This is a genomic window from Streptomyces justiciae (assembly GCF_015163075.1).
GTDB lineage: Bacteria > Actinomycetota > Actinomycetes > Streptomycetales > Streptomycetaceae > Streptomyces > Streptomyces justiciae.
Genome location: NZ_JADDXU010000010.1, coordinates 54,137 through 80,336 on the forward strand (window position 1 = coordinate 54,137; position 26,200 = coordinate 80,336).

Sequence of the window (26,200 nt, forward strand, 5' to 3'; positions counted from 1 at the left end):
CGGAAGGAATCGGCATATCTGCCGGGCCCGGGCGCCGTTGGCGAACTTTTGCCACTCCCCGATTGCCGGGGCACATTCCCTCGTCATGGCTCCTCCCTCGGCCCGAGTGGGGAGGGCGCACGCTTCGCCGAGGTCCATGCCTTCGTGCGGGACGTGGCTCCGGCCGGGCGGTGGGAATCGTTTCCATCCAGCCGTGTCATTGGTGCCACAGCCGGTAGGTAGGGGCGGTTAGGGTGCCACTTGACCCCGGTGAGCACGGTTCCGACGACCGTGACACTGACCGAGCGCAGACGCTGGACGGACTGGGTGACCTGAACGCTACGGGTGCTCCTCGATTCGACGAGCAGGACCGCTCGCCCCACGGCCCGGCACAGCATCATGCCGGTGCTCCCCTCCAGTACCGCGGGCCCGGCGAAGATGACGACGTCGGCCCGCAGGTCGAGCTCGCCGCACAGCCAGTCCACCTCGGCCTTCCGCAGATGCGACGGTCCGGATTGCTCCGAGCCGCCGCTGAGAATAGTCACGGGCAGGTCGCCGCGCTCCGACACCAGCGCCTTTTCCACGGTGGCCCGATGCTCCAGCACATCGCGCAGGCCCCAAAGCGTAGAGAGGCCGAGCAGCCGCGCCACGTCCGTCCCAGATTCGCCGGCATCGACGACGATCACTCTGGTACCGCTCTCGGCCAAAGCCTCCGCGAGCCCGACCGCGACCTTGGCCGTTTCCTCCCCGCGAGTCGCCGTCGCCAGCACGAAGCTGTGCGGCACCCGCCCCCCTCCTGCCGCCTCCAGAACCAGCGCCAGCCACCGGTACGCATCGGCACCTGCCCCCGACGGCTGGTCCTGGTGCCGGCGTCCTTTGCGGTGAGGCCGCTCGCCGCGCGGAAGGACGCTCAGGAGGTCGGCGTCGGTAGCGCGTGCCAGGTCTTCGACGTCGCGGATGTGCCCGGCCGACAGTTCGCGGATCACGGCCCAGCCGATACCCAGCACGAGGCCCACGACCAGACCGAGCATGACATCGAACATCTTGTGGGGGGAGACGGGGCCGGGCAGGAGCTCCGCACGGTCCAGGGTCCGCACGCCGATGCTTGGAGTGCCGACATCCTGCGAGTCCGACTGCGCGGGGTTTTCAGCAGAGGTGACGACTCTTGCGAACACAGGTGCCACACCGTTGGCGATCTGCAGCGCACGGCTGCCCGAATGATCCTTGACGGTGAGGTCGATGATCGCGGTACCGGCCGGATTGCTCGCGCTGACGTGCGAGTTCAGTTCCTTGGCCGAGTAGGGGAGGCCCAATTCGTCGCCGAGCTGGCCGAGCACGGACTGGCTGGTCAGCAGGGTCGTGTAGGACTTGGCCCGCTCCTGGGCAAGAAGCGCGCTTTCGTACGCCTCACTCGAGTCCTGCTGGGGGGCCACGAACGTCACGAGCATCTCGACTCTGGCCGCGTAGACGGGTCGCTGCAACTCAGCCACCAAGGCACCCGAAACCGCTCCGAGGACGGTGAGCAACACGATGGCCACCCAGTGGAAACGAAGCAGTCGAAGGTAGGCTCTCACATCCATGTCGTGTCCTTCCGCGTCGCAGAACGCCCGCTGAGCAGCCGCTTCAGGGGCCGTGACGTCTCCTTGAGAGGGATTTCGCAACCTTCGAACCTGGCCGGGAGCAGCGCGGAATTCATGGAGAGCCTCCATGTTTCACAGGCACGGGGCGGTCGGTGAGTTCGGGAACGAGCAGAACAGAGGCCGCTGCGAGGCCGACGAGCACGGGCAGGCCCGCCAGCAGCAGGGGCACCGCCCCGTGCCAACCGAGCCCGAGGATCAACAGGTCACCGAGGACCGCCAGGGTGGCGGCGAGCGCGGTCGCGGGCAGCCAGCGCCTCGGCAGCCGCCCCTGCATGCGGTGCAGGCCGGCTCTTCGGCACACGACGACGAAGTAGAGCGAGCCAGCAGTGAGACCTACAGCAGTGGCTAGAACCACGCCGACAACGCCCCACAGCAGCGTGAGCGGCACAGTCAAGGCGATGTTCACCACTGTTGCGGCCCACGAATAGCGCGTCTCGTAGCCCGGCTTGCCGATCGCCCGGACAAAGCAGGTCCGTACCCCGGTAAGGGCCACCTGCACCGAGTACCCCGCCAGCAGAACGGCGGCGATGGCTCCGCTGAGCGCGAGTTCGGGGCCGACCCATACCTGGACCGCGACCGCGACCACAGCGGTCGTCACGACCCCGTAGGTGAGCGCCGTGGGCAGCCAGCGGGCCTGGAGCACGTGGAACTCGTGGACCGCGCCTGGCAGTCCGTCCCCGGCATAGACGTGGGTCATTCGGGTCAGCACCGGCGGGATTGCATACAGCGGCAGGCTGCGCAGACCCATTGCCGCCTGATACCCCACGGCGAAGATGCCTATGTAGCGAACCGGGAGCAGGGCCGCAATCACCAGTGCGTCGATCTCGCCGTTGAGGAACATGGTGAATCCGGACAGCTGCATGCGCAGGGCGTAGCGGCCGAACTCGCGGCGTTCGGGCGGCGTGGGCAGCAAGGGGCGCGTGAGCTTGACATGCCGTGCGCCTGCGCACAACCCGCCAACGGTCGCGAGCAGATACCGGCCGGCGGTCAGCGCAGCCAGCAGCGGCAGGCCGGCGCTCTGGTCGATCAGAGCAATGACGGCGAGGGCGTACACGAGGCATGATCCGCCGCTCACGCCTGCGAGGGCACGGAAGCGGCCGTTGGCCTGGAGCAGGGCGACGGCGGAGTTGGAAGCCAGGGCCAGCGTCAGGAGAGGGCCGAGGACCGTGAGCAGCCGATGCTCCTCGTCGTGCAGCCGCGCCGGTACGTCGAGGGCCGAGGTGATCGTGGGAGCGAGCAGCAGGCACAGGACGGTGACCAGGGCCCCGAAGCACAAGAAGAGGGTAAGTGAGCCGATTACGAGCCGTCCCGTACCGTCCCGCTCCCCACGGGCGCCATGGTAGGCGTGGAAGCGGGCCAGCGACGCACCGACGCCGCCGTCCAGCACAGTCAGTGTGGCAAGGAAGATCAAGATCAGCGACCACACGCCGAACCGGTCCAGGCCCAGACGGGCGATGAGGTACGGGGTGAGCAGCAGGTTGGTGAGCAGCGGCGCCGCCTGGGCCAGCGCGCTGAATCCCACGGACGGGACCAGTCCGCTCGGGGCCCGCATGACGTGCCTCAGCTCCCGCGTGTCTCGACGGCACGCCAATTCGCCCGCAACGCGGCCCGGTCCAGGATGAGTGTGTACTGCCCGTCGATCATCTGCGAGCGGACAATCGGCGCGGTCCTGAAGGTCGCGTCCGAAGCGGTCAGATGACGCAGGCCGAGGACGAGGTCGCGCAGGTCGCTGTTGGACATCCGGTCGTCCACGCTCACCGTCCGGGTGATCGCGTCGATCATGCGGGCGGTGCCCAGGGGGTCGGTGATGCTGACCTCGGAGCGGATCGCGCCGACCATGCTGCGGAGGAACTGCTGCTGCCGTTTGATCCGGTCCAGTTCGCCGCCGGGCAGTCCGTGCCGCTGGCGGACGTAGGCCAGGGCCTCGTCGCCGTTCATGGTGGAGGTGCCGGCGGCGAAGTGCCGGTGCTGCTCGGGGTCGTAGGCGGCCGTGGGGACGGTGATCCGCACCCCGCTTACCGCGTTGGTCAGCGCCTTGAAGCCGTGCCAGTCGACAACGCCGAAGTGGTCGATGCGGGTCCCGGTGAGCTGCTCGACGGTGCGGATGAGGAGGGGCGGGCCGCCCCAGGAGAACGCGGCGTTGACCTTCGCGGAGCCGTGGCCCGGGATGGGGACCCAGCTGTCCCGGGGGATGGACATGGTGTACGCGGAGTGTTCGTCGCCGCTGAGGTGGACGAGCATGAGGGTGTCGCTGCGCTGGGCTCCGTAACGCCACAGCTCGGCCGTGGCGTCATTGCCGGTGGTGGGACGCTTGGAACGGCTGTCGACTCCCGCGAGCAGGAAGGTCGTGCCGCCGTCGTGGGCCTTGGGCTTGGACGGGCGCGGGCCGGTGGGGAACGCGTCGGGGATGCGGGTGACCTGGTCGCCGTAGTGGTCGGTGGTCCACCAGACGCCGCCGACGGCGACTCCCGCCAGGGCGAGGATGGCGCCGAGGACGCAGATCAGGGTGGTGCGCAGGAGGCGGCGCCGGGACCGCGCGTGGAGGCGCGGTGCCCAGGTCGGCCAGGGGTGGCGCGGGGACATCAGAAGTCGTCCGGGTACGGATCGGCCAGGACGGAGTGCGCGGGGCGCCGCGGCTGCGTCGTGGGGAAGCAGGGGAGGAGCGTGGCGAGGACGCGGCGCACCTCGTCGGCGTCGTTGCGTTCGGCCGCGGCATACAGCTCGGGCAGGTCCTCGGTCAGGGTGTCCGGGTGGTCATGGCGGGCCGTGGACGTCGCCGCGAAGATCCTCGGGTGGGCGGTGCCGGTGTGCCGTTCGTGCGCGGAGAACAGCGTCTCGTTGAGCTTTTCGCCGGGCCGCAGACCGGTGAAGCGGATGTCCACGTCCGGCACGTTCACCGAGCGGGCGAACTTGCGGACGAGGTCGACGATCCTTACGGGGTCGCTCATGTCGAGGACGAACACCTCGCCGCCGCGGGCGAGCCGCATGGCCTCCAGGACCAGGCCCACCGCCTCCTCCACGGTCATGAAGAACCGGGTGACGTCGGGGTGCGTGACGGTCACCGGGGAGCCGGTGCCCAGTTGTTCGGCCACGACCGACAGCAGCGAGCCGCGACTGCCGAGCACGTTGCCGAAGCGGACGGCCGCGAAGACGGTACCGGGCGGGGCCTCGTCCTGGGCGTGCCGGACGACGAGTTCGGCCAGTCGCTTCGTGGCGCCGAGCACGGAGACCGGGTCGGCCGCCTTGTCCGTGGAGATCAGCACGAAGCGTTCGGTTCCGGTCGCGGCGGCGGCGCGGACCAGGTTCTCGGTGCCCCGGACGTTGGACTTCACCCCCTCACAGGGGTGCTGTTCGAGAAGCGGGAGGTGTTTGTGCGCCGCCGCGTGGACGACGATCTCGGGGCGCAGTTCGCGGAAGACCTGGTCGACCCGGGGGCGGTCCCGGATGTCCGAGATCACGATGTCGTCGCTGCGGAGGGCGTCGCCGTACAGCTCCAGCTGCAAGCGGTGCAGGTTCGACTCGTCGTGGTCGAGGAGGAAGAGCCGGCTGGGGCCGAAAGCCCGTATCTGGTGGCAGAGTTCGCTGCCGATCGAGCCGCCGGCACCGGTCACCAGGACCCGGCGGCCCGCGACGGTCGAGCGGGTCTCGGGGCCGACCACGTGCATCTCGACCCGGCCGATCAGTTCGTGTACGTCGAGGGCACGCATGTCGCTGCCCACGACGTCCCGGCGGAGCGCGGCGATGAACGACGGCAGGTAGCGCACGCTCGCTCCGGTCGCCTCGGCGGCCCGGGCCACCCGGCGGAACCCGTCGGGGCGCAGCCCCGGGATGGCGACCACCACGACCTCGATCCGCTGGGCGAGCGCGATCTCCCGGGTGTCGTCCAGCCTGCCGAGCACCGGCAGGCCGCCGATCGTGCCGGTGCGGCCCTTGGCCGGATCGTCGTCCACGAATCCGACGGGCGCGAGCCCGAACTGGGGCGTGTGCGCCAGGTCCCGGGCGAGGGCCTGCCCGGCCTCGCCCGCCCCGACGACCAGGGTACGCAGGCTGCCACTTGGTCGGCGGTGTGCCGCCCTGGGGCGGGCCAGTTCCGCGCAGACCCGGTCGACCGCGTCGTCCGTGAGTCCCGGATACAGCGGCAGGGACAGCAGCTCGGGGAAGAGGGCGTCCGCGCCGGACAGCCCGCCTGGCGGGACGAGCGCGCGTTCGCGCAGGCATGACGTGCGGTGCACCGGCGGGAAGTGGACCGAGGTGCCGATACCCCGCTCCGCCAACCGCTCGATCACCTCGTCCCGCCCGGCCCCGTACCCCTCCCCCACCCGCACCACATGCAGATGCCGCGCATGCCGCCCCGCCGTCGTGACCTCCAGCGGCACCAGCCCCGGCACGCCCTTCAACGCCTCGTCGTACCGCGCCGCCACCTCCTCCCGCCGGCGCTGCCACGCCTCGACGTACCGCAGCTGCGCCCGCCCGACCGCCGCCTGGACGTCGGTCATGTTGGCCTTGAGGCCGGGTTCTTCGACGGTGTACTGCCAGGCGCCGCCGGGCAGGTTGCGGTGCCAGGCATCCGTGGACATGCCGTGCAGGCGGGTGCGGCGGAGCAGGTCGGCGAGGGCGGGGTCGTTCGTGGTCACCATGCCGCCCTCACCGATGGGCAGGTTCTTGGTGGCGTAGAAGCTGAAGCAGGTCGCCCGCGACAGACTGCCGACGGGCCGGTCGCCCACCGTCGTGCCCAGGGCGTGCGCGGCGTCCTCGACGACGCGGTCCAGGGGCAGCCGCGCCGCCTCCGCGAGGTCGGCGACGGGGGCCGGGGCGCCGGCGTAGTGCAGGACCATCAGAGCGTGCGGGCAGCCGCAGGCCCGGGCCGCGCGAGCCACCGTCTCCGGTGTCGGCATCGCCGTGCGCGGGTCGACGTCGACCAGGACGGGGCGCAGGCCCGCGTGGACGATCGCCTGGGCGGCCCCGCAGAACGTGATGTCCGGGACCAGGACCGCGCCGCCGGGCGGCAGGCGCAGGGCCCGCAAAGAGAGTTCGAGCCCGGCCGTGCAGGAACTCACCGCCACCGCATGCCGGGCGCCGACGTGGGCGGCGAACTCGGCCTCGAAGCGTTCGGTCTCGGGGCCTGTGGTCACCCAGCCGGAGGCGAGGACACGGCGTGCCGCCCGGCGGCCCTCGGGGCTGATCCAGGTCGCGGCGAACGGGATGTCCCACTCCGTCGGGCCCGCATCACGTCGAGCCCGCATCCGATGCACTGTCATCGCTTGCTCCGAATAGCGTATATTTACGCCGTATACGTACACTTTGCGCCCCGGGGTGCATAGAGTCAACACGAGCGGCCGTACGACACCGATCGACCCTTCGGAGGCAAGGCATGGCCAACGACCAGGCACGGGGACGCAAGAAGGACGACGAGGCCGCCGCCCCGGCGCGCCGCGCCAGCGACCGCGGCCGCTACGGCCGTCTCAGCCGTGAACGCGTCCTCGCCAGCGCCCTCGACCTCGTCGACCGTGACGGACTCTCCGCGCTCAGCATGCGCCGCCTGGGCGCCGAGCTCGGCGTGGAGGCGATGGCCCTCTACCGGTACGCGGCCAGCAAGGACGCCCTTCTGGACGGCCTGGTCGAGGCCCTTCACCTGGAGCTGGAGGAGCGGCTGGGCTCGGAGACGGTCACCGCCTCCGACTGGCGGGCCGAGCTGGGGCGCATCGCCCGTGCGACCTACGACGTCTGCCTGGCCCACCCCCAGGTCGTGCCGCTGCTCTCCACCCGTATGCTCGCCGTCCCGCTGGCCCGGCGGCCCCTCGCGACCCTCCGGCATCACGAGCGCGTCATCGCCCTGCTCGAGGCGGCCGGATTCGACTCGGTCCGGTCCGCCGCCGTGTTCCGTGCCTTCACCGCCTGGGTCCTGGGCTACGTCTCCGTCGAACTCCAGGCCATGGTCGACAACCCCGAGGAGCCCGACCCCGCCTTCCGCCTCGGCCTGCACCACATGCCGCCCCAGGAGCTGCCCCGGCTGCGTGCGGCCGCGCCCGCCCTCGCCGAACAGGGCGGGCCGGAGGGGCTGGTGGCGGGGCTGGACGCGCTGCTCGACCGTTTCACCGGGGAGGCGTGAGACGCGGTTCGTGCCAGGGATGCGCCGGTCGACTCAACGGGCTCACTCCAGGGATGCGCCGGCCGGCTCAACGGGCTCATCCGAGCGATGTGCCGGTCGACCCAACGGGCTCACTCCATCGGTGTGCCGATCGGCCCAACGGGCTCATCCCCGGGCCGGTTGAGTCAACCGGTGTGAAAGGCGGGGCAACCGCGCCGTACAACCGTTCGGCGCCCACGGACGTCTGATCTTCGGGAACGCGTTCCCCGAGGTTCATCCGCCCGTCACTGTCCCCCCACCGCCGCGAAGGACCCTTTCATGCGCCACGCCGCACCCGGCACCCGTACGCTCCGACAGGCCACCGGCGCACTCGGCGCCGTCGCTCTGATGGCATTGGGCGCCGCGCCCGCCGTCGCCGCCGACCCCGCCCCCACGCCCCACCTGGTCCTGGGCGAGATGGCGCCGAGGGTCGACGGACTGAAGCCGGGCGGCACCTACGACGTCCCCGTCAGCTTCACCAACACCGGCACCGCGGCGCTCGACAAGGTCTACCTCCAGTACTCGGTCACGCGCGGGCTGAGCCACACGGAACTGCCCTCCAACTGCATCCGCTACGACGTCGGTTCCTACGACGAGCTCCCGGAGAAGTCCTACGCCATCTGCGAGTTCGACCAGCCGGTGGAGCCGGGCGTCGTCTACGCCCCCGAGAAGGCGCTGACGCTCAACGTCCTCGACTACGCGCTGCACGACGAGCTCCGCGTGGTGGTGGACGCCGACGGCTCGCTGCCCGGCGACGAGAACGGCGTGCCGGTACCCGGCACCGGTCCCGCCGTGAAGCTCGTCGAGAAGCCCGACGCGACCCCGGCCGAGCCCGGCAGCGGCGAGCACGAGGGCTGGGACGACGCCAACGTCTCGGTGAACGCGGAGAACACCGCCGACCTCCAGCTGTCCGCCGGCAAGCTGAGCGGCAAGGTCGGCGACACGGTGTCGCTGGAGGTGAAGCTCACCAACGCCGGGCCCGGCTGGGTCCTCGGTGAGCTGGACAACTCCGTGACGAAGGTCCGCGTCACCATCCCGGCGGGCACCACCGTCACCAAGGCCGCGCCCTGCACCAAGGTCGGCGCCGGCGTCTACGAGTGCGGCACCGCCCAGCGCTGGCTCAAGGAGAACGCCGTCGAGAGGCGCACCTTCAAGCTGCGCATCGACAAGGCCGTCACCGGTGCCAAGGCCTCGGCGAAGCTCACGGGGCAGGCCCGGCCGTACGACAAGAACCCGGAGAACGACAGCCTCGAGATCCCGCTCGACGTCACGGGCGGCTCGTCCGGCAACGGCGGCGGGTCGGCCGGCACCGATGGTGGCTCGTCGTCGTCCACGGGCGGTGACTCCGGGACGTCCACCTCCGGCGGCTCCGGCTCCGACGGCGGCTCGACCACGTCCGGCGGCTCCTCGGCCACCGGCACCTCCGGGTCCTCCACGACCGCGAACGGCGACCTGGCCAGCACCGGTTCCGGCGCGGCCCTGCCCCTCGCGGGCGCGGCCGCCGCGGCAGTCGCCGTGGGCGCGGGCGCGGTCCTGGTCGTACGGCGACGCAGGTCGGCCCAGCAGTAACTCCGCCTGCCTCAAAAAAGAGAGGGGCCCTCCCACAGGGCCCCTCCCACAGGGCCCCCTCTCACAGGGCCCCCTCTCACAGGGCCCCCTCTCACAGGCTCCCTCTCACCGGCTCCCTCTCACCGCCCCCACACTCGCCACCACCACCATCCCGATCGCCCCGCACTGCACCGGCGACAACCCCTGCCCCAGCACCAACCACCCCGCCGTCGCCGCGAGCGCCGGCGCCAGGCTCATCAGGACCGCGAACGTCGCCGCCGACAGCCGCCGCAGGGCGAGCAGTTCGAGGGTGTACGGCACTCCGGAGCTCAGCACCGCGATGGCGAGGCCCAGCCCCAGCACGCCCGGCTCCAGCAGTGCCGCCCCCGACTCCCCGATGCCCAGCGGCAGGCTGACCAGCGCGGCGACGCCCATCGCGATCGCGAGCCCGTCCAGGCGCGGGAAGCGGGCGCCCGCACGGGCGTTGAGCAGGATGTACGCCGCCCACATCGCCCCGGCGCCCAGCGCGAATGCCACTCCGGTCACGTCGAGGCTGCCGAAGTCGCCGCCGCTCAGCAGGCAGACCCCGGCGAGGGCGAGCCCGGCCCAGAGGAAACTCGCCGCGCGTCGCGAGACCAGCACCGACAGCACGAGCGGGCCGAGGACCTCCAGGGTGACGGCCGCGCCCAGCGGGATGCGGGCGATGGACTGGTAGAAGAGGAGGTTCATGCCGCCGAGGGCCAGACCGAAGCCGGTGACCACCGCCCAGTCGGTGCGCGAGTGGCCGCGCAACCGGGGCCGGGTCACGGTCAGGAGCAGCACCGCCGCGAAGGCGATCCGCAGACCTACCGTGCCGAGCGCCCCGGCGCGCGGGAACAGGAGCGCGGCGCAGGCCGATCCGAACTGCACCGACACCGTCCCGGCCAGCACGAGGCCGACGCCGGCGAGGCTGCCGCGCCCCGCGGGGTGCCGTACAAGAGTGGGCGAACTGGTCACCGTAGTGGTCATGGCGTTCACGCTAGGCAGCCGACCGCTCCGCGTGAAATGCCGATTTCCCTGCGGTTATGCTCTGGAAGCATGACCGTGGAACTGCGGCACCTGCGGGCCTTCCTCGTCATCGCCGAGGAGGGCAACATCACCCGTGCCGCCGCCCGCCTCCATGTGAGCCAGCCCGCGCTGTCGCGCACGCTGCGCCGGCTGGAGGACCATCTGGGCGCCCGTCTCGTCGACCGCTCGACCCATCACCTGGAGCTGACCACGGAGGGCCGCGTCTTCCGGGACAAGGCCGCCGCCGCGCTGTCCGCCGTCGACACCGCCCTGGACCCGGGCGGGCTGCGGAGCTGGCCGCTGCGCCTCGGTCATCCCTGGGCGGCGCTCGGCGACCACACCGTCGCGCTGCTGCGCCGCTGGGACGAGACCCACCCCGGCACCCGTCTCGAGCTGCTCCGCATCGACGACCGCACGGCTGGCCTCACCCGGGGCAATGTCGACGCGGCCCTGCTGCGCGGGGCCGTGACCGCGCCCGGGCTCCGCACCGAGCTGCTGGCCTGGGAGGAGCGGGTGGTCGTCCTCCCGTCGGACAGTCCGCTGACGGACCTCCCCCGGGTCACCCTGGCCGATCTCGTGGACAGTCCGATCGCCGTCAACGTCGTGGCCGGGACGACGACGATGGACCTGTGGCCGCCGACGGCCCGCCCGTCCGCGACCATCGAGGTGACCAACACCGACGAGTGGCTCATGGCCATCGCGGCGGGCCGGGCCGTCGGCATCTCCACGACGGCCACCCCCAGCAACCACGCCCACCCGTCCCTGGTCTACCGCCCGCTCACGGACGCCCCGCCCGTCCCCGTCGTCCTCGCCTGGCGGGAGGGCGCGGGACATCCGGCCCTGCCCGACCTGGTCACCCTCGCCCACGAGGTCCTGGCCGGCCCGAGGCCCTGATCGCGGCCGTCGCAGCACACCGCCGTATTGTTCGGCACGTGGTTGAGAACGCACTGATGCGACTGCCCGACATGCCGCTGCACGATCCGTTCGTCGTCGCCGACGAAGAGACCCGCACCTACTACCTCTACACCTCCAACGACCCCTCCGTGTCCGGCGTCGAGGGCACCGGCACGATGGTCTACCGCAGCCGCGACCTGCGGGACTGGACGCCTCCCGTGCCGGTCTTCCTGACCGCCGACCAGAAGAACCTCTGGGCGACGGACGGCGGTTGGGCGCCGGAGGTGCACAAGTGGGCTGGCAGGCACTACCTGTTCACCACCCTCCACGACGAGGAGCAGCCTCTGCCGGTGCCTCCGCCCAACCGGTGGGGCACCCCGTTCCAGCTGAAGAACCACCTGCGCGGCACCGTCACGGCCGTGTCCGACTCCCTGCTCGGCCCGTTCACCGTCGTCGACCCCCAACACCCCACCCCTCCCCCGCACTTGATGACCCTCGACGGCACCCTCCACGTCGACCGGGACGGGCAGCCCTGGATGGTCTACGCGCACGAATGGCTGCAGACGATCGACGGCACCATGGAGGCGATCCGGCTGGCCCCGGACCTCACGGAGACCGTCGGCGACCCGGTGTTCCTCTTCAAAGCCTCCGACGCGCCCTGGCTCGGCGAGCAGATCCCCGCCGGCGTCCCGGCCCAGCTCCCGCCGTACATCACCGACGGCCCCCAGCTGTACCCGACACCTGACGGCAAGCTGCTCATGCTGTGGTCGACGTACGAGAAGAACGCCGTGGGCCCGGACGGCAACGTCAGCGGCGGCTACGTCCAGACGTACGCCGTCTCCGAGTCCGGTGACCTCCGGGGCACGTGGCGTCAGCGGCGACCGCTGGTCCGCGACGACAGCGGCCACGGCATGCTGTTCCACACCTTCGAGGGGCGGCTGATGATGATCCTGCACCGGCCGTTCGAGAACGCCCGGGGGAAGCTGTACGAGATGGAGCTCGACGGCCATGAGCTGCGAGTGCTCCGCCAGTGCACCGACCTCGACGGCGGCGGCTGACCGTCTACGGTGAGGGCATGACCGCACCACGCTGGCTGGACGAGGAGGAGCGCCGCGCCTGGTACGCCTTCGTGGCCGCCGGGGCGCTCATCGACCGGCGGCTCGACCAGCAGCTCAAGGACGACGTCGGGATCACGCACCTCCAGTACGAGATCCTCGTCCGACTGGAGGCCGCGCCGGACCGCGAGATGCGTATGAGCGCGCTCGCCGACGCGCTGTTCCACACCAAGAGCGGACTGACGTACCAGATCGGCCAGTTGGAGAAGGCGGGCCTGGTGAACCGCCGCTCCTGCCCGAGCGACACCCGCGCGGTGTACGCCGTGCTCACCGCCGCCGGCCGCCGCATGCTGGAGCGGGCGGCACCGGGCCATGTGGCGCTCGTCCGCGAGCTGCTCATCGACGTACTGACCCCGGAGCAGCTCACGTCCCTCGCCGACGGACTGGGCGAGGTCAACCGCCGTATGCAGGCGGGCTAGCGAGGCGGTGCCGTACTGCCGCGCACCTCCAGGACGGGCGTGGCGAGTTCGACCTCGCGCGGCCGGTCCGGGTCCTCGATCCTGTCCAGCAGCCGCTGGGCCGCGCGCCGGCCCACGTCGTGACTGGCGTTGTCCACGGTGGTCAGCCAGAGATGGCGCAGCCGGGACAGGTACGTGTTGTCGTAGCCGACGAGGGACAGGTCCCTCGGCACCCGCAGGCCGCTCTCCTCGGCGGCGGACAGCGCGCCGACGCAGGTCATGTCGTTGGCGGCGAAGATCGCGGTGGGCCGCCGCGGGCGATTGAGCAGGCGTACGGTGGCCCGGTAGCCGCCCTCCTCGGTCAGATCCCCCTGTTCCGTGACCGCCGTGCCGGCCAGTCCGTGCTCCCGCATCACCGCCTCGAAGCTGCGCCGCCGCAGCTCGCCCACCGCACCCTGGGCGGCGATGTGCGCGATGTGCCGGTGGCCGAGCGCGATGAGGTGCTCGGTGGCCAGGCGGGCGCCCTGTTCGTCGTCGTTGGCGACGACGTCCACGCCGGGCAGCTCCGGTTCACGGGCGCCCGCGACGACGGTCGGGACCTGCCCGGCGGCGGTGCGCAGCGCCTCGGGGTCCTGGAGCGTGCCGACCGCGATCAGGCCGTCGACGCGCAGCTCGGTGAAGGTGCGGGTGAGGTCCTCGCCGAGCCGGCGGTTGAGGTGCCCGTCGGCGAGCAGCGTGTGCAGTCCGCTGTCGTAGAGGCGGGAGTTGAGCCCGTCGAGGAGTTCCACGAACCAGGGGTTGCGCAGGTCGTTCAGGAGCACGCCGACCGTGCGGGTGCGGCGCTCGCTGAGGCTGCGGGCGGCGGCGTTGGGCCGGTAGCCGAGTTCCTCGACGGCGGCGAGGACGGCCGCGCGCTTCTCCGGACGTACGCCCTCGGAGCCGCGCAGCACCAGCGAGACCAGCGACTTGGACACGCCGGCGCGCTCGGCGACGTCACGGATGGTCGGGGTCCTCATGCATGGACCGTTCCATACCTTCTCGCCCCCTCGCAAGACCTTGACAGTCGAGGTGAGCCGCCCCATCGTGGGCGTCCAGGGCTTTGGAACGGTCCAAAAACTCTGTGGCAGGTACGACGAAGGGCGGTCATCGTGGACAGGCTCGGCATCGCCGTGGTGGGTTTCGGCTGGATGGGGCGGGTGCACACCCAGGCCTACGCCCGGCTGCCGCACCACTTCCCGCAGCTGCCGCTGCGGCCGGAGCTCGTGACGGTCGCCGACGAGGTGCCCGGCCGCGCCGAGCAGGCCGCGGAGCAGTACGGGTTCGCGTCCGCGACCCGCGACTGGCGCGAAGTGGCCGCCGACCCACGGGTGCGGGCGGTGAGCATCACCGCCCCGAACTTCCTGCACCGCGAGATCGGCGTCGCGATGGCCGAGGCGGGCAAGCACATCTGGATCGAGAAGCCGGTCGGCCTGACCGCCCAGGACGCCGGCGCGGTGGCGGACGCGGTCGCCAAGGCCGGCGTCCAGGGCACGGTCGGCTTCAACTACCGCAACGCACCCGCCGTCCAGGCCGCCCGTGAACTGATCGCCGCCGGCGAGATCGGCACCGTCACCCACGTCCGCATCCGCCTCTTCAGCGACTACGCCGCCCACCCCGAGGGCGCCCTGACCTGGCGGTACGAGCTGGAGCGCGGCGGCAGCGGAGTGCTGGGCGACCTCGCCTCGCACGGCGTGGACCTGGCCCGTCACCTCCTCGGCGACATCGAGTCGCTGACCGCCGACACCGCGATCTTCGTCCCCGAGCGGGCCCGCCCCACCGGCGCCACTGCGGGCCACACCCGTGCGACGGGCGGCGAGCTGGGCCCGGTCGAGAACGACGACTACGTCAACTGCCTCCTCCGCTTCTCCTCCGGCGCCCGGGGCGTCCTGGAGGCCTGCCGGGTCTCGGTCGGCGAACAGAACAACTACGGCTTCGAGATCCACGGCACCACCGGCGCGGTCTTCTGGGACTACCGGCGCATGGGCGAACTGGGCGTCAGCCGCGGCACGGCCTACCAGGACCAGCCGGTCAGCACGGTGTACGTCGGCCCGGGCGCGGGCGAGTTCGGCGCCTTCCAGCCGGGCTCGGCCAACACCATGGGCTACGACGACCTGAAGGTGATCGAGGCGTACGGGTTCCTCCGGTCGATCGCCGAGGGGACCCCGTACGGCGCGACGCTCGAGGACGCCGTGGCGAGCGCGGCGGCGCTGGACGCGATGACGCGGTCCGCGGAGCGGCGGACCTGGGTGGACCTCACGTGAGCGCGAACGCGCTGCGCGTCGGGGTGGTCGGCGCGGGCAACATGGGCGCGGATCACGCCCGTACGCTGCACCGCTGGGTGTCCGGCGCCGAGGTGGCCCTGATAGCCGACGTGGACGCGGCGCGAGCCGCCGCGGTAGCCGCCGAGACGGGCGCCCGCGGCACCACCGACGCCCACGCGCTCATCGCCGACCCGGACGTGGACGCCGTCGTCATCGCCTCCCACGACTCCACGCACGCCGACCTGGCGATCGCCGCGGTGCGCGCCGGAAAGCCGGTGCTGTGCGAGAAGCCGCTCGCACCGACAGTGGCGGAGTGCGTCCGCGTCATCCGCGTCGTCCGCGAGGCGGGGCAGGACGGTGGTGGGCTGATCTCGCTGGGCTTCATGCGGCGCTTCGACCCGGCGTACGTCGAGCTGAAGGCGGCGCTCGCGACGGGGGCCCACGGAGCGCCCTTGCTGCTGCACTGTGTCAGCCGGGGTGTCACCTCCGCCCCCGGCTGCACCGACGAGTTCAGTGTCACCGGGTCGGCGATCCACGAGTTCGACACCGTTCCGTGGCTACTGAACTCTCCTGTGGTGGAGGTGAGTTGGCACGCGGGTCGCAGCACCTCCACGGTGACCGGCCTGCGGGACCCGCAGCTCATGCTGCTCCGCACGGCGGACGGCGCCCTCACGACCGTCGAGACCTTCCTCAACGCCGGTTACGGCTACGACGTCCGCTGCGAGGTGGTCACCGAACACGGCACCCTCGCCCTGACCGACCCCGCCCACCTCGTCACCGACGCGTCCCGGACCCGCTCCACCGCCTACCCCGCCGACTGGCGCCCGCGCTTCGCCGACGCCTACCGCCTCGAACTCCAGGCGTGGACCGACGCGGTGCGGACCGGCCGCCCGTCGCCGCTGGCCTCGGCACACGACGGTCTTGTGGCGGCGGCGGTCGCGGAGGCGGTGATCGCGTCCATGAAGGACGGAGGGCGGGTGGTCGGCGTCGAGGTGCCGGAGGTGTTCTGAAGGGCTCGCCGCCCTGCCCTGTGCCGTCCTCGCGCGCCCGGGTCAGCCGTTGTACCGCTCCCTGCCGCCGCGCCCTCGGAGGTGACCTCGCATGCCCGCCTTCCCCTCGCCCCTCCCGACACCCCGCACCCCACCCTCGATGGACGCCCCACCCCTGCGCTGGGGCGTCCTGGGCACCGGCTGGATCGCCGAGCGGTTCGTCGCCTCGGTCCAACGGCACACCCGGCAGCGCTTCACGGCCGTCGCCTCCCGTGCCACCGGCCGTGCCAAGGGCTTCGCCGAACGGCACGGCATCCCGGCGGCGTACGGGTCGTACGAGGACCTCGTCGCGGCCTCGGACGTCGACGTCGTGTACGTCGCCACGGAGCACACCGCCCACCTCGCCTGCGCCCGCCTCGCCCTGGAAGCGGGCAAGCACACCCTGGTGGAGAAGCCGCTCGCGCTCGACGCCTCCGAGGCGGCGCAGATCGTCGAACTGGCCTCCGCTCGCGGCCTGTTCTGCGCGGAGGCCCTCTGGACGTTCTTCCTGCCGAAATTCGACGTCGTCCGGCAGATCCTGGAGTCCGGCGTCCTCGGCGACATCCACACGGTCCTGGCCGAGTACGGCGAGCACTTCACCGCCGAACACCGCATCCTGCGCCCCGATTCGGCCGGCGGCCCGCTGCTCGACCTCGGCACGTACCCGCTCTCCCTGGCGACCTGGGTCCTGGGTGCGCCGGCCGAGATCCTGGCCCTCGGCCAGCCTCACCCGGCCGGGGTGAACGGCCAGACCGCCGCCGTCCTGCGCGACGCGGACGGCAACCAGGCCGTCGTCCACACCACGCTGTTCAGCGACACCCCCACGTCCGCCACCCTCGCGGGCACCCGGGCGACCCTGACTCTGCCGGGCCCGTTCTACCAGCCCGGCGATCTGACGCTGACCCCGTCCGGCGGCGGTACGACACTCACGTACACCGAACCGCGTACCGCCCACGAAGCCCTGCACCACGAGGCCGCCGAAGTCGCCCGCTGTGTCGCGGCCGGGCAACTCGAAACCCCGCTGCGTCCGTTGGCCGACTCACTGACCACGCTCCGGGCGATGGACGAGATCCGCCGCGTGGCCGGTATCCACTTCGGTCCTGGTCAGGCCGTCCTGGAATGAGGCAAGTCACAGGCCGCCCGTTGGCTTGCGGGAGCGGCCGCGGAGTAGGTTGGGTTCAAATTTGAACGTCGCAGGAGAACGACCCCAGCCTGGGAGGACGCCGTGCGCGTCGCGATCACCGGATCCACCGGACTCATCGGTTCCGCCCTCACCCACTCGCTCCTCGCCGACGGGCACGACGTCGTCCGGCTCGTCCGCGACCGGTCGGCGGCGCCTCGTGGGGACGGCCGCGAGTCGGCATGGTGGGACCCGGTCGGCGGCGAGGTTCAGCCCGGTGCACTGGACGGGGTCGACGCGGTCGTGCACCTGGCGGGCGCCGGGATCGGGGACCGGCGTTGGAACGCCGCGTACAAGACGGAGATCCGCCGGAGCCGGACCGCCGGGACGGAGACGATCGCGCGGGCCTGCGCCGAGGCGGCCGCACCGCCGCGCGTGCTCGTCTCGGCGTCCGCGACCGGGTACTACGGCGACACCGGTGACCTGGTCATCGAGGAGAGCGCGCCCGCAGGGGACGACTTCCTGGCGGATGTCTGCGCCGCCTGGGAGGCCGCCGCCGATCCGGCCCGGGAGGCCGGTGTCCGGGTCGTGCATCCGCGCACCGGCCTCGTGGTCTCGGCGCAGGGCGGCGCCTTCGGCAGGCTGCTGCCGCTGTTCCGCTTCGGCCTGGGGGGCCGGCTGGGCTCGGGCGAGCAGTACTGGCCGTTCATCTCGCTCACCGATCACATCGCAGCACTGCGTTTCGCGATCACCGCCGAGGAACTCTCTGGGCCGGTCAACTTCGCGGCCCCCGAGCCGGTGACCAACCGTGCCGTCACCGAGGCGCTGGGCCGGGCGCTGCACCGACCGACGCTCGCGGCCGTGCCCGCGTTCGCGCTCCGTGCGGTGCTCGGCGAGTTCGCGACGGGCATCACGTGCAGTTGCCGCGCCGTTCCGTCGGCCCTGCTCAAGACCGGCTTCGACTTCGCCCATCCGACGATCGACGATGCGCTGGGGTCCGTGCTCGGGGCGAACTGACGGTACGGAGAAGGGCCTTCACAGACTGTCGCCTGTGAAGGCCCTCTCACACCGTCGGGACGACAGGATTTGAACCTGCGACCCCTTGACCCCCAGTCAAGTGCGCTACCAAGCTGCGCCACGTCCCGGTGTCCGTCTGACCTGGGGTTTCCCCCGGCCGAACGTGCAGTGAAACAATACCGCACTCGGGTCGGTGGTCGCGCACCCGTTTATCGGGGAGCCGCGGGTGCGGCATCGGCGCGCACCAGGTTCCGTATCGCCGGTACCGAGAGCAGGGCAGCACAGACGACCAGGCTCATCGCCCCGGCGACGAGCAGGACGTGGTCGGCACCGAGGGCTGCGGCGGACGGGCCCGCGAGTGCCTGGCCGACCGGCATCAGGGCCAGGGAGCCCGCGACGTCGTAGGCGTGGATGCGGTTGAGGGCGTCGGGCGGGACCTGGGTCTGGATGCTGGTCGACCACATCACGCTCCAGAACGCCATGCCCGTGCCCGCGACGGCGGCTCCGGCCATCATGGCGGGCACGCCGAGGCCCGCGCCGACGGCGGCCGGGAAGGCTCCGAAGCCGACCAGGGCGATCGATCCGGCGCGCAGCATCCGGTGCGGGCGCAGCCGCAGGGCGAGGAGTCCGCCGACGACGGTGCCGGCGCCGAGTGCGGAGTTCACCAGGCCATAGGCGCGCGGGCCGTGGTCCTGGACGACCTCGGTGGCGACCAGCGGGACGGTCGGGCCGGACACGGAGATCATGTACAGACCCCAGATGGCTATCACTCCCCACAGCCACGTACGGGCCCTGAACTCCCGCCAGCCGGTGACCAGATCGGCCCGGAAGGTGCTGGCCGCCCGCGGCACCGGTCCGTCGTCCGGGGCGCGCGGCGGCAGCCGGAGGGCCAGCAGGCACAGGGCGCTGACCGCGTACATGGCGGCGTCCACGGCGAAGACGCCGCCGGCCGAGGCGAAGCCGACGAGCAGTCCGGCGAGGGCGGGGCCGGCGAGCTGGGCGCCGGCCTCCGCGATGCGTATCGCGCCGTTCGCGCCCTGCACATCGCGGGCCAGCCGCGGAACCGTGCTGGCGACGCCGGGCTGGAACAGGGCGCCCGCCACGCCGTTGACGAAGCCGAGGGCGCAGATCTGCCACAGCACCACATGCCCGGAGAAGAAGAGCGCGGCGGCGAGGGTCTGGGTGGCAAGGCGCACCAGGTCGGCGCCGATCATCACCTTGCGGGTGTCGAAGCGGTCGGCGATGACTCCGCCGAAGACCACGAGCCCGGCGAAGGACGCGGCCGAGGAGGCCATCGCGAGGCCCACCGCGCCCGCCCCGTAGCCGTGCTGGAGCAGGCCGGCGGCGAGGGCGACGGGAAGGACGGTGTGCCCGAGGGCGGCGACGGCCCGGGCGACGAAGAACAGGGCGAAGTCCCGGGACCAGACGGCGGAGACGGCCGCCTCGCTCGTCCGGCGAGGGGTGACGTCCTCGGCGGGCACAACCGTCTCGCTCGTCCGGCCGGCGGCGACGTCATCGGCGGACACCGCCACCTCGCGCGCCGGAGCAGGGCTGATGTCCTCGGCGCTCGCGCCGTACGCCTCCCCCTTCGACGACACCCCGGTCATCCGCACACCCCTCCCGGCATCACCCGCACCGCAGGCGCCCCACCCGCCACGCCTTCGGATCATGCCACGGGGCACTGACAGCCCCCGGGGAATTTCACTCGCCGACCGGACGCCCCAACTCCGGATAGCTGTCGAGGAGTCGGGGCGGGGCGGCCTGGCGCCAGGAGTCGGCCAGGATGTCCCGCAGTTCGTCCTCGTCCTCCAGGGCGGCGAGGCGGGCCCGCACCCAGGCGAACTGCGCCTCGTGGTCGGCGATCCAGAACTTCTCCGGCTCCGCGAGCACCAGTTCGTCCCGCTCCTCCTTGGGGCAGCGGACCGCGATGGAGGTCTCCTCCTCGGGCAGCGTGGCGAACATCTTCCCCGCGACCCGGAACGTGGGCATGCTCCAGGCGATCTTCTCCGTGGTGTCCGGCAGGGACAGGGCGATACGGCGTACGTCTTCGGCATCCGGCATGACACGCACCGTAGCGGCTGCCACTGACAATCACCTGGTGGGAGCGGTTGTCCCGAGGTTCTTGTAGTAGAGGGTGGTGCCCCGGAGGACCCCGCCGGGGTCGGCCGCGTAGTCGGGGATCACGCCGACCCTGGTCCATCCCGCCGAGGTGTAGAGGCGCTCCGCCGGGCTGTCGGTCTCGGTGTCGAGGTGGAGCAGGGTGATGCCGGCGTCGGCGGCGGCCTGTTCGGCGGTCGTCAGGAGCCTGCGCCCGAGCCCTCGTCCTCGCGCGTCCCGGTGGACCATCAGCTTGACCAGTTCGGCGCGGTGGCGGCTGTTGGGCTTGTCGGGGAAGGCGAGGCTGACGGTGCCGAGTGTCCGGTCGTCGGCGCGGGCGATCCAGACGGCGAGCTGCCCGGCCGCCACTCCGGCCGCCCGCTCCTTCCACCAGGCGACAGCCGCCGCGCGGTCAAGGGGCGCGAGGAAGCCGATGGAGGCGCCGCCGTCGACGGTGTCGGCCATCAGATCGGCCAACTCCTCCACGTACAAGTGCACTTGGTCAGCGTCGAGTCGGGTGACGATCACGGCAGCACCACCGCCAGCGCATACCGCACCGGCTCCGGCCCTGCGCACCGGAACCGCGTCGGCCCCCACACCCGCAGCCGCAGACAGTCCCCCGAGTCGAGGTGGTGCTCGACGTCCTGCGCGGTCATGGCCAGCGCGCCTTCCAGCACCCAGATGTGCTGTTCGAGTCCGGGCACGGGCGGCCTGTCGTACGCGATGTCGGCGCCCGGGGCGAGCCGTCCCTCGACGAGTTCGCCGCGCAGCCCGGTGTGGGGCGGTGACACGGAACGCCGTACGAAACCGGAGGTCCGGTCCTCCCACACGGGTTGCTCGGCGGCCCGGACGAGGAGCGGGGGTTCGGTCTCGACCTCGCTGAGCAGCTGGGACATGGTCCGTCCGTGAACCGCGCACAGGCGGTTCAACAGGGAGGCGGTGGGGCTGATCTCGGCGCGCTCGGCGCGGGACAGGGTCGACTTGCTCACGCCGGTGCGCTCGGCCAACTCCCCGAGGGACCAGCCGCGTTCGGCCCGCAGTTCGGCCAGGCGAGCACCCAGTCGGGCGTCGACGGGGTCCGGGGCGGTCTCGACTTCCACTTGTTTCATATCTGGGACGCTATCCCAGATATGAAACAGTGAGGTTACGTCCCGCTCTCAGCCGCCCCCGCCAGCGCCTCGATCACCGGCCGGATCAGCGGATGCCCCTCCGCGCCCCGCCGTACCGCCGCGAACACCCGCCGGGTGGGTGCGACGCCGTCGACCGGTCGTACGACGACACCCGTGAGGTCCATTCCGATCAGTGCCGAGCGCGGTACGAGCGCCACGCCCGCGCCGGCCGAGGCGAGGGCGACGACCGCGCGGAAGTCGTCCGAGGAGTGTTCGAGGCTGGGCTGGAAGCCCGCGTTCTCGCAGGCCAGGACGACGACCTCATGGCAGGGGTTGCCCGGGTAGGGGCCGATCCAGGGGTCCTTGGCCAGCTCCGCCAGCGGCACCTCGCCGGCCTCGGCCAGCCGGTGGCTCACCGGGACGACCGCGTCGAAGGGCTCGGCGTACAGGGAGACGTGGGTCAGCCGGGGGTCGTCGGCCGGGGGCGCCCCGCGGTACTCGACGGCGACCGCGACGTCGACCTGCCGGTCCAGGACCATCGGCAGACTGGCGTCGCCCTCGGCGTCCTGGACGCGGATGCGGATGCCCGGGGAGGTCACGGCGAGCCTCGCCACCGCGGGCGCGACGACCAGGGCGATGCCGGTCGCGAAGGAGGCGACGGTGACCGTGCCGGCCTCGCCCGAGCCGTACGCGGCCAGTTCGGCCTCCGCGCGCTCCAGCTGGGCGAGGACGGCGTTGGTGTGGTTCAGCAGGATCTCGCCGGCCGCGGTGAGCCGTACGCCCTTCGCGCCGCGCTCGACCAGGCGGTGCCCGGTCTCCTGCTCCAGGGCCGTGAGCTGCTGGGACACCGCCGAGGGCGTGAGATACAGCGCGGCGGCAGCCGCCGTCACCGTACGGTGGTCGGCCACCGCCCGGAGGATGTGCAGCCGCCGCGCTTCGATCATGGGATCGATTGTCTCAAATGCCCCCGTGTGCTCCGGCTCAGCCCGCCGACTCCGCGGAGGCCGCCGCTTCCAGCTCGGCCCGCGCCGCGACGAAGGCGTCCACCGCGCGGTTCACGTCCTCGGTGGAGTGCGCGGCGGACAGCTGGACGCGGATACGGGCCTGGCCCTGCGGCACCACCGGGTAGGAGAAACCGATCACGTACACGCCGCGCTCCAGGAGCAGCTCCGCGAGGCGGCCCGCCTTGGCCGCGTCACCGATCATCACGGGGGCGATGGCGTGGTCGCCGGGGAGGATCTCGAAGCCTTCGTCCGTCATACGGCGCCGGAACAGGGCCGTGTTCTCGTTCAGCCGGACCCTCAGGTCGTCCGCCGACTCCAGCAGGTCGAGGACCTTCAGGGAGGCGGCGGCGATCACCGGGGCGAGGGTGTTGGAGAACAGGTACGGGCGCGAACGCTGGCGCAGCACGGCGACGATCTCCGCGCGGGCGGCGACATAGCCGCCGGACGCGCCGCCGAGCGCCTTGCCGAGGGTGCCGGTGATGATGTCGACGCGGTCCATGACGCCGTGCAGCTCGGGGGTGCCGCGGCCGCCGGGGCCGACGAAGCCGACCGCATGGGAGTCGTCGACCATCACCATGGCGTCGTAGCGCTCGGCGAGGTCGCAGATCTCGCGCAGCGGGGCCACATAGCCGTCCATGGAGAACACGCCGTCGGTGACGATCAGGCGGCGGCGCGCGTCGGAGGCGTCCTTCAACTGCCGTTCCAGGTCGGCCATGTCGCGGTTGGCGTAGCGGAAGCGGAGGGCCTTGGACAGGCGGATGCCGTCGATGATCGACGCGTGGTTGAGGGCGTCGGAGATGACCGCGTCCTCGGGGCCGAGGAGGGTCTCGAAGACACCGCCGTTGGCGTCGAAGCAGGAGGAGTAGAGGATCGTGTCCTCCTGGCCGAGGAAGCCCGAGAGGCGGGCCTCCAGCTCCTTGTGCACCTCCTGGGTACCGCAGATGAAGCGCACGGACGCCATGCCGTAGCCCCAGCGGTCGAGCGCCTCGTGGGCGGCGGCGACGACCTCGGGGTGGTCGGCGAGACCGAGGTAGTTGTTGGCGCAGAAGTTGAGGACCTCACCGGGACGGCCGCCCGCGGTGACGGCGACGGTCGCGGACTGCGGGGTGCCGATGACGCGCTCGGGCTTGTGCAGACCGGCGGCGCGGATCTCGTCGAGGGTGGCGCGCAGGTCGTCACGGACAGAGTCGAACATGCGAGAGGCTCCTAAAGGGTTACGCGTTCCAGTCGAGGATGACCTTGCCACCGCGGCCGCTCGCGGCGTCCGCGAACGCCGCCTCGTAGTCGCGGTAGCCGTAGCGGCCGGTGATCACGGGGGCGAGGTCGAGGCCGCCCTCCAGGAGGACCGACATCGCGTACCAGGTCTCGAACATCTCACGGCCGTAGATGCCCTTGATGGTGATCATCGAGGTGACGATCCGGGCCCAGTCGACCGGGAACTCCTGCGCGGGCAGGCCAAGCATGGCGATGCGGCCGCCGTGGGTCATGTTGGCGATCATGTCGCGCATCGCGGTCGGGTTGCCGGACATCTCCAGGCCGATGTCGAAGCCCTCGCGCAGTCCGAGGGAGCGCTGGCCGTCGGCGATGGAGGACTCGGCGACGTTCAGGGCGAGGCTGACGCCGATCTTGCGGGCGAGGTCGAGGCGCTCCTCGCTGACGTCGGTGATGACGACGTTGCGCGCGCCCGCGTGCTTGGCGACGGCCGCCGCCATCAGTCCGATCGGCCCGGCACCGGTGATCAGCACGTCCTCGCCGACCAGCGGGAACGACAGCGCGGTGTGCACGGCGTTGCCGAACGGGTCGAAGATCGCGGCCACGTCGAGGTCCACGGGGACGCGGTGCACCCACACGTTCGAGGCGGGAAGTGCGACGTACTCCGCGAAGGCCCCGTCCCGTCCGACACCGAGCCCGACCGTGGCCCGGCACAGGTGGCGGCGGCCGGCGAGGCAGTTGCGGCACTTGCCGCAGACGAGGTGCCCCTCACCGCTGACCCGGTCGCCCACGGCGATGTCGACGACGTCACGGCCGGTCTCGACGACCTCGCCGACGAACTCGTGCCCGAGCACCAGCGGCGTACGGATCGTCTGCTGCGCCCAGCCGTCCCAGGACCGGATGTGCAGATCGGTGCCGCAGATGCCGGTGCGCAGCACCTTGATCAGTACGTCGCCGGGTCCCACGGCGGGCTCGGGCACGTCCGCGAGCCACAGCCCGGGCTCCGCCTTCTCCTTGACCAGCGCCTTCACCGCTACGGCTCCTGAGGGTGCGTTCCCGTACGCGAGCACGCCGAAGAGGCCCGCAGCCGGGAAGAGGGGTGGAATCGCGTAGCAATCTGCCGTACGACGCCCCCTCAGGTCCATCGAGGTTTTCTTAAGCGCCGCCGCAGATCTTCTTCACGCCACTCCTGGGTGGGGAACACCGCCGCCCACCTGCCCGTTGGGAGGGGCGAGGACGCCTGCGAACGATCTGGAGCCGCCGATGAACACCGCCCGTGACCTCGCGATCGTCGCCCTGGAGGCGAGCCCCGGCAGATCCGTGGAACAGGGCGACCTGTCCCTGGCGCTCGCGGCGTCCGAGCTGCTCGACCTCGTCGAGGCGGGCGCGCTCGGGCTCGACGGCGACCGTGTCGTGCCCGGCGCGCAGTCGGCGCCGGTCGACCCCCTGCTGACGGAGGCCGCCGCCACCGCCGTACGACAGGAGCCGTACGAGTCGGTGGAGGACTGGTTGTGGCGCCGGGGCCGCGGGCTGTCCTCGGCGTACGACTCCGTTCTGGAGAAGGAGGGGCTGACGGCCCGCCCGCGGGGGCTGCGGATCGCGCGGCGGGCCGGACACGCCGAGCTGGTGGAGTCGCCGGAGCGGCGGCGCGCCGAGGAACGCCGCGCCTCGGGCGAGCCGGTGTTCGCCGCCCTGGTCGCCGCCGCCGGCGTCCAGGACGAACCGGCCGGTGACCCGGCGGACCTCGCCGACGACACCGTCACGACCGTGCTGGCGGCCGTCGGGGACGCGGTGATGGAGCTGGAGGCGGTGCGGCAGCGGCGGGCGATCGAGAACGCCGCGTTCGACAACATCTGGCGGGGCGGGGTGTGAGGGGCGACGGGGCGTCAGGGCGTACGAAGTCAGCACAAGTTCACAGGGGCAGACCGTCCGCCTCCATCTGTTCCACGCGCGCGACGAGTTCCGCCGCCGCCGACTTGATGGTCTCCAGACCGCCCTTCCCCCAGGGCCGGGGCTCCACATCGGCGACGCACACCGTGCCGAGGACCATGCCGCCCCGGTCGATGAGGGGTGCGCCCAGATAGGAGCGGATGCCGAACTCGTCGACGACGGGATTGCCGGCGAACCGCGGATAGTCGCTGACGTCCTCCAGGACCAACGCCTTGCGCCGCACCACCACATGCGGGCAGAAGCCGTGGTCGCGCGCCAGCCGGCGGCCGAGCTCCGGCTTGGTCTCGTCCGCGTCGACGAGGACCGGCCGGACGGCGGGGACGTGCAGCCCGGCGAAGAACTGCCCGTACTCGCCGATGAAGTTGACCATGGCGTACGGCGCCCCGGTCACCTCGGCGAGCCGGTCGGCGAACGCGTCGAGCGCGGGCTCCGGGCGCTCCCCCAGGCCCAGCCCGTGCAGTCGGCGGGCCCGGGCGGGGGCCTCCTTGTCCTCGGGGGTGAGCAGCAGACGACCGGCGGGACGCACCGGGTCGTAGCTCATCGGCGGGTTCCGTCGCGGTGGGCGAAGGTCATATGCGGCTCCGTGGAGTTGTGGGCGACAAGGGGTGTGGGGCG

24 protein-coding genes and 1 tRNA gene are annotated in these 26,200 nt (G+C 71.9%); 10 read left to right on the top strand and 15 right to left on the bottom strand.

Translation table 11 applies throughout. From position 1 onward, the window contains the following. Positions 1-83: 83 nt before the first annotated feature. From IQ210_RS26535 to IQ210_RS26550, 4 genes are all read right to left on the bottom strand, one after another. A complete protein-coding gene (locus IQ210_RS26535) occupies positions 84-1,559 on the bottom strand; it encodes a Wzz/FepE/Etk N-terminal domain-containing protein (protein ID WP_194081645.1) in 1,476 nt (491 codons plus the stop codon). Positions 1,560-1,671: 112 nt separating this feature from the next. Continuing rightward, positions 1,672-3,141 carry a lipopolysaccharide biosynthesis protein gene (locus tag IQ210_RS26540; RefSeq protein WP_194081646.1) on the bottom strand — a complete coding sequence of 490 codons (1,470 nt, stop codon included), beginning with the start codon at positions 3,139-3,141 and terminating at the stop codon, positions 1,672-1,674. Positions 3,142-3,179: 38 nt separating this feature from the next. Further along, on the bottom strand, positions 3,180-4,202 hold the full coding sequence (locus IQ210_RS26545; protein ID WP_194081647.1) for an LCP family protein: 1,023 nt from the start codon (positions 4,200-4,202) through the stop codon (positions 3,180-3,182). After that, a complete protein-coding gene (locus IQ210_RS26550; protein WP_228048399.1) occupies positions 4,202-6,862 on the bottom strand; it encodes a DegT/DnrJ/EryC1/StrS family aminotransferase in 2,661 nt (886 codons plus the stop codon). The genes IQ210_RS26545 and IQ210_RS26550 overlap by 1 nt, the downstream gene beginning before the upstream one ends. Positions 6,863-6,990: 128 nt before the next feature. Between IQ210_RS26550 and IQ210_RS26555 the strand changes: the two genes are divergently transcribed. Next, a complete protein-coding gene (locus tag IQ210_RS26555; RefSeq protein WP_194081649.1) occupies positions 6,991-7,728 on the top strand; it encodes a TetR/AcrR family transcriptional regulator in 738 nt (245 codons plus the stop codon). 297 nt (positions 7,729-8,025) lie between these two features. Then, positions 8,026-9,315, top strand: a complete 1,290-nt coding sequence (locus IQ210_RS26560; protein ID WP_194081650.1) for a hypothetical protein — start codon at positions 8,026-8,028, stop codon at positions 9,313-9,315. A 105-nt stretch (positions 9,316-9,420) separates the two neighbouring features. Here the strand turns inward: IQ210_RS26560 and IQ210_RS26565 are convergent, their stop codons facing one another. Then, positions 9,421-10,302, bottom strand: coding sequence for an EamA family transporter (locus IQ210_RS26565; protein ID WP_194081651.1), 882 nt, complete (start codon positions 10,300-10,302; stop codon positions 9,421-9,423). A gap of 69 nt (positions 10,303-10,371) precedes the next feature. Between IQ210_RS26565 and IQ210_RS26570 the strand changes: the two genes are divergently transcribed. The 3 genes from IQ210_RS26570 to IQ210_RS26580 are packed head-to-tail and all read left to right on the top strand — an operon-like array spanning position 10,372 to position 12,769. After that, positions 10,372-11,235 (top strand): LysR family transcriptional regulator, encoded by an 864-nt coding sequence (locus tag IQ210_RS26570; protein ID WP_194081652.1) that lies wholly within the window; start codon positions 10,372-10,374, stop codon positions 11,233-11,235. A gap of 56 nt (positions 11,236-11,291) precedes the next feature. After that, positions 11,292-12,293 (top strand): glycoside hydrolase family 43 protein, encoded by a 1,002-nt coding sequence (locus IQ210_RS26575; protein ID WP_194081882.1) that lies wholly within the window; start codon positions 11,292-11,294, stop codon positions 12,291-12,293. A 17-nt stretch (positions 12,294-12,310) separates the two neighbouring features. Next, positions 12,311-12,769: a MarR family winged helix-turn-helix transcriptional regulator gene (locus IQ210_RS26580; RefSeq protein ID WP_194081653.1), complete on the top strand. Its 459-nt coding sequence runs from the start codon at positions 12,311-12,313 to the stop codon at positions 12,767-12,769. Here IQ210_RS26580 and IQ210_RS26585 read toward each other — a convergent pair. Further along, positions 12,766-13,764 (bottom strand): LacI family DNA-binding transcriptional regulator, encoded by a 999-nt coding sequence (locus IQ210_RS26585; RefSeq protein WP_194081654.1) that lies wholly within the window; start codon positions 13,762-13,764, stop codon positions 12,766-12,768. The two genes, IQ210_RS26580 and IQ210_RS26585, sit on opposite strands and share 4 nt — an antisense overlap. Before the next feature lie 129 nt (positions 13,765-13,893). Between IQ210_RS26585 and IQ210_RS26590 the strand changes: the two genes are divergently transcribed. The 4 genes from IQ210_RS26590 to IQ210_RS26605 all read left to right on the top strand — a co-directional run bounded on the left by IQ210_RS26590 (position 13,894) and on the right by IQ210_RS26605 (position 18,213). Further along, complete coding sequence (locus IQ210_RS26590) at positions 13,894-15,048, top strand: Gfo/Idh/MocA family protein (protein ID WP_194081883.1); 1,155 nt, start codon at positions 13,894-13,896, stop codon at positions 15,046-15,048. Next, the gene (locus tag IQ210_RS26595) at positions 15,045-16,058 is read left to right on the top strand and encodes a Gfo/Idh/MocA family oxidoreductase (RefSeq protein ID WP_322656788.1); all 1,014 of its coding nucleotides are present in this window, start codon (positions 15,045-15,047) and stop codon (positions 16,056-16,058) included. Before IQ210_RS26590 ends, IQ210_RS26595 begins: the two co-directional genes overlap by 4 nt. Before the next feature lie 91 nt (positions 16,059-16,149). Continuing rightward, positions 16,150-17,199: a Gfo/Idh/MocA family protein gene (locus IQ210_RS26600; RefSeq protein ID WP_194081655.1), complete on the top strand. Its 1,050-nt coding sequence runs from the start codon at positions 16,150-16,152 to the stop codon at positions 17,197-17,199. Positions 17,200-17,301: 102 nt separating this feature from the next. Further along, a complete protein-coding gene (locus tag IQ210_RS26605) occupies positions 17,302-18,213 on the top strand; it encodes a TIGR01777 family oxidoreductase (protein ID WP_194081656.1) in 912 nt (303 codons plus the stop codon). A gap of 54 nt (positions 18,214-18,267) precedes the next feature. Here the strand turns inward: IQ210_RS26605 and IQ210_RS26610 are convergent. The 8 genes from IQ210_RS26610 to tdh all read right to left on the bottom strand — a co-directional run bounded on the left by IQ210_RS26610 (position 18,268) and on the right by tdh (position 24,666). After that, a tRNA-Pro gene (locus IQ210_RS26610) sits at positions 18,268-18,341 on the bottom strand. An 81-nt stretch (positions 18,342-18,422) separates the two neighbouring features. After that, positions 18,423-19,820 (bottom strand): MFS transporter, encoded by a 1,398-nt coding sequence (locus IQ210_RS26615; RefSeq protein ID WP_194081657.1) that lies wholly within the window; start codon positions 19,818-19,820, stop codon positions 18,423-18,425. A gap of 94 nt (positions 19,821-19,914) precedes the next feature. Continuing rightward, positions 19,915-20,274: an MmcQ/YjbR family DNA-binding protein gene (locus IQ210_RS26620; protein ID WP_194081658.1), complete on the bottom strand. Its 360-nt coding sequence runs from the start codon at positions 20,272-20,274 to the stop codon at positions 19,915-19,917. A 30-nt stretch (positions 20,275-20,304) separates the two neighbouring features. Then, positions 20,305-20,838 (bottom strand): GNAT family N-acetyltransferase, encoded by a 534-nt coding sequence (locus IQ210_RS26625; RefSeq protein WP_194081659.1) that lies wholly within the window; start codon positions 20,836-20,838, stop codon positions 20,305-20,307. Further along, positions 20,835-21,419 (bottom strand): helix-turn-helix domain-containing protein, encoded by a 585-nt coding sequence (locus IQ210_RS26630; RefSeq protein ID WP_194081660.1) that lies wholly within the window; start codon positions 21,417-21,419, stop codon positions 20,835-20,837. Before IQ210_RS26630 ends, IQ210_RS26625 begins: the two co-directional genes overlap by 4 nt. Positions 21,420-21,454: 35 nt before the next feature. Further along, positions 21,455-22,363, bottom strand: coding sequence for a LysR family transcriptional regulator (locus IQ210_RS26635; protein ID WP_097271168.1), 909 nt, complete (start codon positions 22,361-22,363; stop codon positions 21,455-21,457). Between the two features lie 37 nt (positions 22,364-22,400). Continuing rightward, positions 22,401-23,618 (bottom strand): glycine C-acetyltransferase, encoded by a 1,218-nt coding sequence (locus IQ210_RS26640; protein WP_194081661.1) that lies wholly within the window; start codon positions 23,616-23,618, stop codon positions 22,401-22,403. Positions 23,619-23,637: 19 nt separating this feature from the next. After that, the gene (gene tdh / locus IQ210_RS26645) at positions 23,638-24,666 is read right to left on the bottom strand and encodes an L-threonine 3-dehydrogenase (protein WP_194081885.1); all 1,029 of its coding nucleotides are present in this window, start codon (positions 24,664-24,666) and stop codon (positions 23,638-23,640) included. A gap of 232 nt (positions 24,667-24,898) precedes the next feature. Here tdh and IQ210_RS26650 point away from each other — a divergent pair, with 232 nt between their 5' ends. Continuing rightward, positions 24,899-25,507 (top strand): GPP34 family phosphoprotein, encoded by a 609-nt coding sequence (locus IQ210_RS26650; RefSeq protein WP_194081662.1) that lies wholly within the window; start codon positions 24,899-24,901, stop codon positions 25,505-25,507. A 40-nt stretch (positions 25,508-25,547) separates the two neighbouring features. Here IQ210_RS26650 and IQ210_RS26655 read toward each other — a convergent pair whose 3' ends face one another. Further along, positions 25,548-26,126, bottom strand: a complete 579-nt coding sequence (locus IQ210_RS26655) for a GAF domain-containing protein (RefSeq protein ID WP_194081663.1) — start codon at positions 26,124-26,126, stop codon at positions 25,548-25,550. Positions 26,127-26,200 lie beyond the last annotated feature (74 nt).